The sequence below is a fragment of the Collinsella sp. LCP19S3_B7 genome, from assembly GCF_052121795.1.
GTDB lineage: Bacteria > Actinomycetota > Coriobacteriia > Coriobacteriales > Coriobacteriaceae > Collinsella.
This window is the reverse complement of sequence record NZ_JBQKDO010000015.1, coordinates 1-13,212: the sequence shown is the minus strand read 5'-3', so window position 1 is coordinate 13,212 and position 13,212 is coordinate 1. Positions and strand designations below refer to the sequence as shown.

Sequence of the window (13,212 nt, the reverse complement as noted above, 5' to 3'; positions counted from 1 at the left end):
TAGTGTGATGCATTCTCTAGCATATTCTATTCAAAAATGCTACTAATGAGTCGCAAACGGTAGCAGCGCGTAGGCGAGTTGCGCAACAAAATATTACAAGCCCCATTGCGTTACACTGCCAAAAGAGTGGGACATGCTGGCAAGCGCATTGACCTGCGCAAAGACCGGTTGGTTGGGGGAAAAGTTTCAATCGGCGCTCGCTGAACAAAAACTTGCCAAATGCGAACCGAAAGACAACCTAAAACTCTGCGTCGTTCGATTTACGGGATGGCTTGGGCTGTCTTGCGATTACGGTGTCCATGTGGCCGAGGTAAGGAGCGAGCATGATGAACGGGCTGAACGATACGGACGATTTCGAATTGGCGCCATTGGGCACAGGTTATATGGTCCGACGTGATCGCCTGATGAGCGAGTTGATTGTCAAGGGCCGCAAGGCGGGCATTGTGTTGCTCTATGCACCAGATGGGTTTGGGAAAACATCGATATTGCTTCAGTACACTCAGGAAGTCAAAAGCGACCCGACGCGCGGTCTGGTACGAATCATCGAGGCTGACCGCGCGATTGCCCGCGAGGTGTTTATGCAGCTCGAAGTGGTCACAGATGAACTTGAGGACAAACCGCGATCGTTGATTGCGATTGATAACGTCCCCAACCTTGATCAGCAAGATACCGAGGAGCTTATCGATCGAATTCGAGGCCTGCGCACTATGGGGATCGGGGTCTTTGTCACCTGCCGCCCCTCAAATCGCCAGTTGATTCGCGGGCTGGGTGACTCGGTCAAGATCAATGCGCAGATGCTCAAGGTGCATGCCTATGAGTATTCGGCTTGGGCATCGGCGTTCTCGATTAGCACGTCGCTCGATTTTTACCAGCTCACACAGGGTGTTCCCGAGTTGGTTTCGGCTATGCAGACGGGGCTGTACGGAGAGGGCGACGTTGCCAGCTTGCTCGAAAACGAGATTGTCAACGTATACGGTGCGGCACTTGCCGATATGGCATCAATCGATAACGGCGCCCTATTTAACGTGGCGTGCGTGATGGCCCTGATGGGCGAGGGCAAGATTGCGGAACTTGAGGCATGCGGTGTCAGGCTCTCCATGATCGATCAGTCCTATCTTGTTCGTGATTATCCGATTTTTGGTGTCGATCCGGTCGACCGAAGCTTTACGTGTATGGGCACCGAGGATAACGCGCGCCTGAGATTACGAAAAATGGTTGCGGAAATTCGTCCAGAGCTCGTTATGCGCGCGGCACGCATTCTGCTCAAGGCGGGCCGATGCGATGCTGCGATGGATTTGGCAGATGCCTTTTTGGATCGCGACGCCGTCCTTGAGCTTGCTGGACAGTATGGTGTCGATTTGGCTCTGACTGGGCATGGAGGGGATGTCTGTCGCGCGGTACTGAGGACGACGGATGCCGACAAGCCCGCGTTGGAGCCGACGCCCACCGAGGCACTTGGTGTCTATTTGGCGGCGGTAAGCGTTTCGAATACTAAACTGGCCCGGTATATGGCCTCGATTGTCGAACATGCGAGCGCACAGTCGGTCCGCGAGATTGATTCGGTTTCTTGGAAAGTCGCCCAGGTGCTTACGGTCGTCTGTTATGGAGATTGCGAGCTTGGGCTTCCAGCCAATCCTGCGCTTCCAAAAAATGAGGCATCTTGTGCTGCGCTCGATATGCTGTCGGCGCATATCGAGGTTAAGAGCCGGCTGACCGAACAGGCGAAAGACGGCGCAGTACTTTCGGGACTCAAGGCGAACAAGGTATATGATTGCGAACTCGATATTGCAGAGATTCTCATACGGGCAGATCGGATGTTGGTGGAGCTCTTCGATGGGTCCTTTATGGGAATCGATGAGCGTGACGACGAGATGTCTCGAACACGGGAGGCACTCGATGCTCGTGGGCTTAAGGCACCGGCTGTCTGGGTGCGTATGGTGCTGGCGGCACGGCGTCTGCTTGCAGGCCTGCCAATGACTGACGATACGGCGTTTAATGAGCTCGATCGCTTTGCCGTGCGCGTGCGTGACAATCAAATCCAGCTGTTTGGCCTGCTACTCGAAGGCTGGCAGGCGCTTGCCGAGGGGCGCCCGGTCAACGCGAAGTTCCGCGCGGTCCAGGTGCTCAAGCTTGCTGACGAGTCGATCGCATACATGCGCGACAACGCGTTGCTGTTGGAGCGTGCATCAAGCCTTCGCAATACGTCGATGGTGTCGGTACGAGAAGAGGCAGAGCTGCTCGACCTAAGTCGGACACAAGTCGGCGGAGCGGAGGCTTGGGTCGTAGCGCTGCATTTGGCGTCTGCGGGCCGTGACAGCGATCTTGCCGCCTGGATGTCTATGAATCGTTCTGGGATTCTGGAGCCAGCGTATCGGCTGTTTGCACGCCTTGCGATGCATTGCCTGGGCGAGCCTGCTGCCAAGATTCGAAAGAAGCTCCCGGTGCGCGAGCTATCGCGATATTCGCTGCGCGACGATTTGGAGGGAGAGAGCGAGCGGCTGTTCCAGGTCGGCGAGGTCGAACCCGTCGACGCTATCGATCATATCGAGATTCGCATGTTTGGTGCGTTTCGTGCCGAGCGCGACGGATTTCCCATCACAGACAAGATGTGGCGTCGTAAGAAAGCGGCAACGCTTGCCGAGCGGCTTGCGTTGGGTATCGATTCGTTTGTCGATCGCGAGACCTTGGCTATGGAACTGTGGCCACATGCCGAGTACAGTAGCGCCCGTAACAACTTGTATTCGACTGTGTCACGCTTACGATCCGCTTTGGGACCCACGCCAGATGGCAAGTCGTGCGTCCTGATCCAAAACGACTGCCTTGGCCTCAACAGGGATTACGTTAAGACCGATGTGAAGCTATTTGAGCAGATAAGCCGCGAAATTTTGGGTAATCGCACAAGAGTGCGTGGGCCTCACCTGGTCGAGCTGTGTCTTAAGATCGAACAGCTCTATACCGGACCGCTGTATATCCCCAACGGTTGCAATCCGACGTACTTTTTGCGCATGCGCCGCATCATGCAGTCGAAGTTTATCGACTGCATGATTGTGGGAGCAAGCGCTGCCTTGGAAGAAAACGACCTGCAGTCGGCAATCTGGCTGGTAGAAGCGGGGCTACGTCAGGAGACCGCACGCGAGGACATGGTGCGATGCGCCATGCGCGTGTACGGAGCGGCGGGGAGACGCCGCGATATCGTCGAGCTCTATAGCGGGCATATCCATCATCTTAAGGAACAGGTCGCAGGCGTTCCCGAGCCCGAGACCAAGCGTCTCTACGAGCGTCTGGTCGAAAGCAGGGTCAACCGACCGTTCATTGAGCGATAAAAAACGGGCGCCCGCATCATTCGGACGCCCGCAGGCTTGCTCTGTGTGAACCGATCGGCCCTTAGACGAGCTTGATCTTCTCGATATCCTTGCGCGAGGACTCTCGATACAGCGAGAACTTGCGACCGATAACCTGAACGACGTCGGCGTGGCAGCGCTCGGCGAGTTCCTCGGCGGCCTCGCGGGCAGAAAGGCTGGAGCCGTCCAGCACGGAGCACTTAACGAGCTCGTGCTTTTCCAGGTAGGCGGCCGTCTGCTCGACGGTACCCTCGTTGACATCGGACTTACCGATGATGATGGCGGGGTTGAGGTGATGGGCCATGCTGCGAAGCTGCTTGACCTGGGCTCCTGTCAGTGCCATGGGATCTCGCTTTCTATGTATGGGGCGCCCCGCGATGGGGCCTTAATCTACGTGAGCTGTCCCACGATAGCGCAGGAACGGCGCGGTGTGGAGCGCGTTTGCCAGTTCGCAAAGAATGCGGATGCCGGGCGGGTAGACGATGCATGCTTTAGATGGGCTACGGTCGGGGCGCAGAGACCGGCTCCCAGGCGATAAACGCCCATCGGACCTTGCGGATGTGGTCGAGCATGTAACGTCCCTGCGGCACGCCCTTGGATCCCGGCTCGCCGGCATGGGGGTTCTCGATCATATGTTGGGCGATATAGTCGCGCAGACGATTGATCTTATCCTCGTTGCCATGCTCGAGCATACGGGAGAGGTCCGCCACGCCGGCCTCGAGGCTATCGAAGGTGTCACGACGGGTCGATTCAAAATACGTGACCTGCGGTAGTGCACCCATCTGAATAAGGATGTTAAAGGCGTACACAAAACCATTGCTACGGGTAACCGAGGCGCCGATGGCATTCATCACGTGCAGGTCATAGCGCGGGCTGGAGTTGGCGACCATCGTGACAGCACAACGCCGCCGAGCAGCCTGTAGACGCATCCATTCGCCATTCCAATCCGCAGAAAGAAGCTCAGATTGAATTACACCATCAGCCACGGGCCATCCCCCTTACAACAAAAAAGCGGCCCCTCCCAAAAGAAGAGCCGCAACAAGCATATATCAGAAAAAGAACCGTTCCAACGCCAAACCGCCGCACCAGCCAAGTGGTGCAGGAGCGAAGCAACTGCAACCGGGATAGAACCCAACTGAGGTCCCGTTGTGCGGGAGCCCCGGGGAGGGCAAATATATAAGGTCGATCGCGAGTTCCGCACGAGCCGGAGAGCACTTAATGTGCTCTCCGTGCGAGTCAGGACTGTCCGAGCAGGCGACCTTATATATTTGCCCTCCCCGGGGCTCCTCGCCAGTCCCCCTCAGCTAGTTCTTGAGCGAGTTCAGCGGCGCCGGGAAGCGTCCACCGCGGTGGGCAAGCACGGTGCCGGCGTTGGGGTTCACCGGCATGATGGGCGCACGGCCAAACAGGCCGCCATACTCGACGCAGCCGCCCACGCCCTTGCCGATGGCGGGGATCACGCGCACGGCCGTGGTCTTATTGTTGATGACGCCGATGGCCATCTCGTCGGCGATAATGCCGGCGATAGTCTCGACCGGGGTGTCGCCGGGAATGGCGATCATGTCCAGGCCAACGGAGCACACGCAGGTCATGGCCTCGAGCTTCTCGAGCGAAAGCGCGCCGGCTTCGACGGCGGCGATCATGCCGGCGTCCTCGGACACGGGGATAAAGGCGCCCGAGAGACCGCCCACGCTGGAGCTGGCCATGACGCCGCCTTTCTTGACGGCATCGTTGAGCATGGCGAGCGCGCAGGTCGTGCCGGGGCCACCGCAGGTGCCCACGCCGATGATCTCGAGGATGCGCGCGACGGAGTCGCCGACGGCAGGCGTAGGCGCCAGCGACAGGTCGACAATGCCTTTCTCGACACCTAGGCGACGGGCGGCCTCGCGACTCATGAGCTCGCCGGCACGGGTGATCTTAAAGGCGGTCTGCTTAATCTTTTCGGCGACTTCCATCATCGATGCGGAATCGGGCAGCTTCTCCAGGGCTGCGGCCATAACGCCGGGGCCCGAGACGCCTACGTTGATGACGGCGTCGGCCTCGCCACCGCCGTGAACGGCGCCCGCCATAAACGGGGAGTCCTCGACCATGTTGGCAAAGCAGACAAACTTGGAAGCACCGACGGAATCCTCATCTGCCGTAAGCTTGGCGGCATCGATGATGGTCTGAGCCGCCATGAGCACGGCGTCCATGTTGATGCCGGCGCGCAGGCTGGCGACGTTGACGCTGGAGCAGACGCGGCTGGTGGTAGCGAGCGCCTGGGGGATGGACTGAATGACGCGGCGGTCGGCGTCGCCGATGCCCTTCTGGACGAGTGCGGAGAAGCCGCCCAGGTAGTCGATGCCGAGCGTCTCGGCCGCGCGGTCGAGGGCATGCGCGATGGGGGTGAGGTCCTCATCCTTGCAGCACGCGGCGATCTGCGCCACCGGGGTGACGGAAACGCGCTTGTTGACAATGGGGATACCGTACTCGCGTTCGAGGTTCTCGGCGGTCTCGACCAGATGCTCAGCCGTGTGCGTCACGTGGTCGTAGATCTTCGTGCACATGCGGTCGAGGTTCTCGTCGCCGCAACCCATGAGCGAAACACCCATGGTGATGGTCCTGATGTCGAGGTTCTGCTCCTCAACCATGCCGCGGGTTTCCGCGATTTCTGCGGGCGTGATCGCCATCCTTGCACTCCTATCTGCCAAAACGAGCATAGTCTTGTCTATTCTAACGTGCCGCACGTGCCAAGTGGCGCATGCGGCACGTTTTGGTGCTCGGTTGTTTCCGTTGTGTTACTGCCCAAAGACCTCTTCGGCGATACGAGCGCTTTCGGCGGCGTCCTTGGCGTAGTAGTCCGCGCCGATCTGCTTGGCGTATTCGGGGGTGAGTACGGCGCCGCCTACGATGATCTTGACGCCCGGCACCTTGGCATGAAGCAACTTGATGGTCTCCTCCATAGCGACGACCGTGGTGGTCATAAGCGCCGAGAGGCCGACGAGCTTGATGTCGCGCTCCCGTACGGTCTTGAGCACCTCCTGCGGGTCGACGTCGCGGCCTAGGTCAAAGACGGTATAGCCGTAGTTATCGAGCAGCATCTTGACGATGTTCTTACCGATGTCGTGGATGTCGCCTTTGACGGTGGCCACGCAGATTTTGCCCTTGTCGGCAATCTCGCCGGCGGGCATCCGGCGCTTGATGGTGTCAAAACCCACGCGCGCGGCCTCGGCCGAGGCCATGAGCTGCGGCAAGAAGAACTTTCCCTGGTCAAAGAGGATGCCAACCTCGTCGAGGGCGGGGATAAAGTGGTTGTTGATGAGGTCCATGGCGTCGTGGTTTGCCAGCAGACGCTCGGTCTCGGCCGCAATCTCGCCTTTGCGGCCCGAGACGACCATGCGACGAATCGGGTCGTCGTTGCCGTCGGTGCCGTCGGTGCCAGCGGCGGGCACAGTGTCGGTCGATACTGTCTGAGCCGCCGCCGGGTTCGCGGCGATCTTGTACGGATCGGTCCAGCCGGCGTAGCGCTCGATGTATCCGGTTGAGCCCTCGTCCTCAACGCTCAAGACGCGATAACTGTAGACGGTATCCATAAAGCGCTTGGAGCCCGGGTTCATGATGGGGGCGTCCAGGCCCGCGCCAAAAGCGGCAGCCAAAAAGACCGAGCCCAGCAGCGGGCGGGCGGGCAGACCAAAGCTGATGTTCGACACGCCGAGCGCGCATTTGACGCCCAGACGCTCCTTACACAGGGACATGGCGCGCAGAATCTGTTCGGCTTGGCGTTGATTGGTCGAGGCGGTCATGACCAGGCAGTCGATGAGGATGCGGTCCGGTCCGATGCCGTAGCGGGCGGCCTCGGCCACGATGCGCTCGGCGATGGCGAAGCGAGCCTCGGCGGTATCGGGAATGCCGCCTTCGTCGAGCGTGAGGCCGACGACGTTGGTGCCGTAATGGGCGACCAGCGGAAAGATCTCATCCATGATCTGCTGCTTGCCATTGACCGAGTTGATGATGGGCTTGCCGGCGTAGCGGCGCACGGCAGCCTCGACGGCTGCGGGGTCGGTGGAGTCGATCTGCAACGGCAGCAGCGTGGAACCCTGGAGCTGCTCGGTGGCCTGTTGGATGATCTTGACCTCGTCGATCTCGGGCAGGCCCACATTGACGTCCAGGATGTCGGCGCCCTGCTCCTGCTGGCTGATGCCCTGGCTTACGACGTAGTCCAGGTCGCCGTCGCGTAGGGCCTGCTGCAGGCGCTTTTTGCCGGTGGGGTTGATGCGCTCGCCGATGACGGCGATCTTGTGGCCGTCACAGGGAAGGTCAACCACGGTCTGGGCGCTTGTGACCGACATGCTGGGCTTGCGGCGGCGCGGACTGGGCGTGTGGTTGTCGATAAGCGTGCGCAGCGCTGCCATGTGCGCCGGCGTGGTGCCGCAGCAACCGCCCACGACGCTCACGCCGTCGGCGATCATGCCGGCGACGGCCTTGGCGTATTCGGGGGCCTGGATGTCAAAGACGGTGTTACCGTCGTCGTCCACGTGGGGCAGTCCCGCGTTGGCCTGCACCATAACGGGCTTGTCGGTAACGGTGAGCATGCGTGCGGCGAGTCCTCGGAGCTCGGCCGGTCCCTGGCTGCAGTTGATGCCCAGGACGTCGGCGCCGATGGCGTCGAGCGTGATGGCGGCAACCTCGGGACTCGTACCCAGGAAGGTGCGGCCGTCTTCCTCAAAGGTCATGGTGGCAAAGACGGGCAGCTCGGAGTTCTCGCGGCAGGCAAGGACCGCCGCCTTGATCTCGGCAAGATCTGTCATGGTCTCGATAATAAAGAGGTCCACACCCGCGTCGACGCCAGCGCGCACTTCCTCGGCAAAGAGGTCATAGGCCTCGTCGAAGCTGAGGGTACCCAAGGGGCGAAGCAGCGCGCCGATGGGGCCGATGTCACCGGCGACATAGCGGGCGCCGGCCTCGCGGGCGCAGGCGACGGCGGCGGCAAAGACATCTGCCACGGTGGCGGCACCATCGAGCTTGTGGGCGTTGGCGCCAAAGGTGTTGGCGGTGATCACATCGCAGCCGGCCTCGACATACTGACGCTGAATATCGGTAATGACCTGGGGCTCCTCAAAGTTGAGCAGCTCGGGCAGGGCGCCGGCCTTCATGCCGGCCGCCTGCAGCATGGTGCCCATGCCGCCGTCGAACAGCAGGTGCCCCGTGCCCTCGATGGCGGCGCGCAGGCGATCGTCCTTAATGTAAAGGTCGTCGATCGTGCGCGTCTTGTACGTGGCGCCCCTGCGGCGGGCAGCATCAACGGGCGCCGCCAGCGCGGCGCCGTCCAGATCATGAGTGATAAGCGGAGTAAACATCGGGGGCTCCTAATGGCTGGAATAGCAGGTGGTGTGGGCGGCGCGGAAGCGGCAGTGCTCGCGCATGCGGCAGATATTGCAGGTGGGGCGACTCTGGGCGTCGTGGACCTCGCCGTCAAACAGGCCGATCACCGCGGTCACGCTCTTGGTGGGCATGAGCAGGCTGGTAGGTGTGACGGTAAGCCCGATGAGCCGCGTGGCGTTGAGTGCAGCCACGATTGAACGCTGAGCCGTAAGCGGGCAGTCGCCGTAGCCGGGACTGAAGCGCCAGTTACCGGCGAGTCCGTGTGCGGCGGCCGCAGCCTTGACCTGCTGGTCCATCTGCTCGACGGCAGCTTCCACATAGGCGGAGCACGCGGCATCGAGCACGGCTCCCTCTAGGGGCTGCTGGGCTCCCGTGGTGCGCAGGCGACGCTCGGCATCCATGCCGAGGGTGCATGCCATGAGCGCGGCAAAGCGGGCGTCTTTGAGATGTCGATAGATATCGCGACCGCGCAACTCAACGCTGGTTCCAACAAGACGGATGCTGGGCTCTCCCTGCTCGTCCACGCCCATGGCATCGACGGCAAATACGCGGCGCACGCCACGGGGCTCAATGTCCAGTTCCAAACGTTCAACGACAAGCTCAATACGCTGCGACAGCTCGGGCTCAATCTGCTGGCCGCCGTAACCCAGATACCGCAGCATCTCGGCACGATCGACGCGGGGATGGTGGGCATCATCGATACGGTAGAGCGCCGGCGACGCAAGGTCGGCCGGCACTTCACCAAAAGCTGTATCGATGTGCGGTTTTTCCATTACCCCAGGCGCTCCATAATGGTTGCGGCGATCGCAGGACGATTCATAGTGTACAGGTGCAGGCCGTCGGCGCCGTGCTCCTTAAGGTCGCAAAGCTGGCGGGCTGCATAGTCTACACCGGCTGCCTGCAGGCTCTCGGGGTCGTTCTCGTACTTGGCGAGAATCTTGATGACGGGGGAGGGCAGCGACGCGCCGCACATAAAGACCATGCGGCTGATCTGCGACTTGCCCATAAACGGCATGATGCCTGCGGTAATGGGCACAGTGATACCGGCCTTGTCGGCAAGCTCGCGAAAACGGTAGAAGCACTCGTTATCAAAAAAGAGCTGCGTCACAAAGAAGCTCGCGCCGGCGTCCTGTTTTTGCTTGAGGTATTCGACCGAAGCGTTGAGATTCTCACAGGCAATGTGGCCCTCGGGGTAGGCTGCGGCGCCCACGCAAAAGCCGGCGTCGACGAGCTCGGGGATGAGGTCGCGGGCGTAGACGTAGTCCGAGGCGGGCTTGTCATCCTCGCTCGCGCCGGCGGGAAGATCGCCACGCAGAGCCAGCACATTTTCTACGCCGGCGGAGCGGTATTCGTCGATCTTGGCGGCGATATCGGCATGCGTGCGACCAACGCAGGTGAGGTGCGCCACCGAGGGCGTATCGAATTCGCCCGTAATCATATGCGCGATGGGGGCGGTGGTGGCGCCGTTGCCCGAGCCGCCGGCCGAGCAGGTGACCGAGACAAAGCTCGGCGAAAGCTTGCACAGATTGCCAGCCACCTCGCGAGCCGTGTCGAGGGTAAGCTCGCCTTTGGGCGGGAACATCTCAAACGAAACGGGCGTGGTGCCCTGGGATGCTGCCTGCTTAAAAACCTCGTCGACGCGCATGTCGTGCTCCTTTAGATACATTAGCGTGATGTGTTGTAAGGATTCTACAGCACCGCTGCGCTACGGCGGAGTTTTACTCGCTATTTGGAAATATCAATCGAAGATGTTTCGCTATCGGCATTCCCTATAACAGCGTAGCTAATTTGGAGCTTTTTTACCCCATCAACCAGGTACGCAGGGTAGTCTTTTTGGGACGGGGCTTTTTTAGCTACCCAATCCGGCGCCTCCAAAGCTTGAGACCATATTTAAATAGGGCAGCTAAAAAAGCCCCGTCCCAAAAAGACTACCCTTAAACCATGCGGAGAGATCTGCAATTTATACAGTTGATTGACTGTTGAGGGTGGCAACATTGCCGCGATGCGGTAACCTCATTGATTAGTTTCGCGACGGCAACACAACGGTAATGTCGCGGAAACACGGCGAGTCTAAGCTATGACTCGTTCGTTAGTAATCAACACCGCTTCTCACGCGGTGCCGATACGAAGGGAGTTCCGTATGGCCGAACTTACTGACCGCTTCGGGACCATGGTGTTCTCTGAGGAAGTCATGAAGGACTACCTCCCCAAGGACATTTGGAAACGCCTTGCTGCAACCCTCGAGGACGGTGAGCCGCTCGACCTGGATGTGGCCAACGCCGTTGCCCATGCCATGAAGGTTTGGGCCATCTCCAAGGGCGCGACGCACTACGCGCACTGGTTCCAGCCGCTTTCGGGCATTACTTCCGAGAAGCACGACAGCTTCCTCGAACCCAACCACGACGGCACCGCTATTACCAAGTTTACGGGAAAGAACCTCATCCAGGGCGAGCCGGACGCCTCCAGCTTCCCCAACGGCGGCCTGCGTGCCACCTTCGAGGCCCGCGGCTATACCGCTTGGGATCCCACCAGCCCCGCCTTTATCAAGGACGATGTCCTGTGCATCCCCACGGCTTTCTGCTCCTACACGGGCGAGGCCCTGGACAAGAAGACCCCGCTGCTGCGCTCCATGACCGCGCTCTCGCGTGAGTCCAAGCGCGTTTTGGCGCTGTTTGGTAAGACCCCCAAGAAGGTCGTTCCTTCCGTGGGCGATGAGCAGGAGTACTTCCTGATCAAGAAGGACGCTTACCGCAAGCGCAGGGACCTGGTCATCACCGGCCGCACCCTCTTTGGTGCTGCTCCCTGCAAGGGCCAGGAGCTCGAGGAGCACTACTTTGGCGCTATCCGCCCCACCGTCTCGGCCTATATGAAGGACCTGGACGATGAGCTGTGGGCGCTTGGCATTCCCGCCAAGACCAAACACAACGAGGTCGCTCCCTGCCAGCATGAGCTCGCCCCCGTCTATGGCGAGGTCAACGAGGCCATCGACCAGAATCTGGTCATGATGGAGAAGATGAAGCTCATCGCCTCCCGCCACGATTTGGTCTGCCTGCTGCACGAGAAGCCCTTCGAGGGCATCAACGGTTCGGGCAAGCACAATAACTGGTCGCTTGGCACCGAGTCCGAGAATCTGCTCGATCCGGGCGACACCCCGCTCGACAACCTGCAGTTCATCGTCTTCCTCACCGCGGTGATCGAGGCCGTCGATAACTATCAGGAGCTCCTGCGTGCCTCCGTTGCCTCGGCCGGCAACGACCATCGTCTGGGCGCCAACGAGGCTCCTCCGGCGATTATGTCCATCTTCCTGGGCGACCAGCTTACCGAGGTCGTCGAGAAGATCATCGATGGCAAGGCTTCCGTCCATGCCACGCGCGGCGTGCTCGACCTGGGCGCCGATACCCTGCCCAAGCTGATGCAGGACAACACCGACCGCAACCGCACCTCTCCGTTCGCCTTCACCGGCAACAAGTTCGAGTTCCGTGCCTGCGGCTCCGAGCAGAACGTCTCCGACTCCAACCTGGTGCTCGATGCCGCCGTGGCCAAGTCGCTCAAGTCCTTCGCCGACGCACTCGAGGGTACGCCCGAGGATAAGTTCCAGGACGCCGCGCTCGAGTACTGTAAGAAGGTGCTGACCGATCACCAGCGCATCCTGTTCTCCGGCGACGGTTACTCCGACGAGTGGCCCATCGAGGCCGAGAAGCGCGGCCTTGCCAACAACAAGACCACGGCCGACGCTCTTCCCGCCTTTGTTTCCGATAAGGCTATCGCGCTCTTTGAGGAGACGGGCGTTCTGACCAAGGCCGAGGCTCAGTGCCGCTACGACTGCAAGCTCGAGAAGTACAACAAGCTCATGAACATCGAGGCTACCACGATGATTCGCGAGGCACGTCGTACCTATCGTCCGGTCATCACTGCCTATGCCACCAAGGTCGCTAAGGGCCTTGAGACAATTCGTGCCGCCGGTGCTGAGGCCGCCATGCAGTGCGAGCAGAACACGCTCAACAAGCTCTGCAACGGTATCACCGCCATCAACGACTCCATCAAGGCGCTCGATGCCGTGCATCAGAAGGCCGAGGCTCTCGATGGCCAGGAGCAGGCCAATGTGTATGCACACGAGGTCGTTCCCGCTATGGATACGCTGCGTGCCTCCGTGGATGCCATGGAGGAGATCGTGGCCGCCGACTACTGGCCGGTTCCGACCTACGACGACATTCTGTTCTACGTGTAGGGCATAGCCAACATATCGTCACGGTATTAAGCCGGGGTCCGCATCGCGCGGGCCCCGGCTTTTTGATTGCGAAGGACGCTTTGGAGTCCGTTTTGCCGCCGATTTGCCGGGGTCCGCACCCTGTTGGGCTCGAATTCCGGCGTTGGGGTAGAAAAAAGCCCGCCACCGCGAGGGTAACGGGCTTCTCGTTTTAAATGGTGCCCCCAGCGGGATATCCGCGTGCGGCTGGCGCCGCCCGCCTTCGCTGCGTCGCTTCGCTCCTTGCGTGCTGCGCTGGAAAAC

At 60.4% G+C, this 13,212-nt stretch carries 8 protein-coding genes; 2 read left to right on the top strand and 6 right to left on the bottom strand.

What is annotated here, in order from left to right; all coding sequences use genetic code 11:
- Positions 1–326: 326 nt before the first annotated feature.
- Positions 327–3,323: an AfsR/SARP family transcriptional regulator gene (locus ACTQW0_RS06965; protein ID WP_441567515.1), complete on the top strand. Its 2,997-nt coding sequence runs from the start codon at positions 327–329 to the stop codon at positions 3,321–3,323.
- A gap of 61 nt (positions 3,324–3,384) precedes the next feature.
- Here the strand turns inward: ACTQW0_RS06965 and ACTQW0_RS06960 are convergent, their stop codons facing one another.
- The 6 genes from ACTQW0_RS06960 to ACTQW0_RS06935 all read right to left on the bottom strand — a co-directional run bounded on the left by ACTQW0_RS06960 (position 3,385) and on the right by ACTQW0_RS06935 (position 10,347).
- Positions 3,385–3,684, bottom strand: a complete 300-nt coding sequence (locus ACTQW0_RS06960; protein ID WP_427795027.1) for a YhbY family RNA-binding protein — start codon at positions 3,682–3,684, stop codon at positions 3,385–3,387.
- Positions 3,685–3,841: 157 nt separating this feature from the next.
- Positions 3,842–4,327 (bottom strand): hypothetical protein, encoded by a 486-nt coding sequence (locus tag ACTQW0_RS06955; protein ID WP_441567513.1) that lies wholly within the window; start codon positions 4,325–4,327, stop codon positions 3,842–3,844.
- A gap of 318 nt (positions 4,328–4,645) precedes the next feature.
- A complete protein-coding gene (locus tag ACTQW0_RS06950; RefSeq protein ID WP_441567511.1) occupies positions 4,646–6,010 on the bottom strand; it encodes a PFL family protein in 1,365 nt (454 codons plus the stop codon).
- 108 nt (positions 6,011–6,118) lie between these two features.
- Positions 6,119–8,677 carry a homocysteine S-methyltransferase family protein gene (locus ACTQW0_RS06945; protein WP_441567509.1) on the bottom strand — a complete coding sequence of 853 codons (2,559 nt, stop codon included), beginning with the start codon at positions 8,675–8,677 and terminating at the stop codon, positions 6,119–6,121.
- A 9-nt stretch (positions 8,678–8,686) separates the two neighbouring features.
- Positions 8,687–9,475 carry a hypothetical protein gene (locus tag ACTQW0_RS06940; RefSeq protein WP_441567507.1) on the bottom strand — a complete coding sequence of 263 codons (789 nt, stop codon included), beginning with the start codon at positions 9,473–9,475 and terminating at the stop codon, positions 8,687–8,689.
- On the bottom strand, positions 9,475–10,347 hold the full coding sequence (locus tag ACTQW0_RS06935; RefSeq protein WP_441567505.1) for a methylenetetrahydrofolate reductase: 873 nt from the start codon (positions 10,345–10,347) through the stop codon (positions 9,475–9,477). Before ACTQW0_RS06935 ends, ACTQW0_RS06940 begins: the two co-directional genes overlap by 1 nt.
- 495 nt (positions 10,348–10,842) lie before the next feature.
- Between ACTQW0_RS06935 and ACTQW0_RS06930 the strand changes: the two genes are divergently transcribed.
- Complete coding sequence (locus ACTQW0_RS06930; protein ID WP_154517961.1) at positions 10,843–12,930, top strand: glutamine synthetase III family protein; 2,088 nt, start codon at positions 10,843–10,845, stop codon at positions 12,928–12,930.
- Positions 12,931–13,212: the final 282 nt, after the last annotated feature.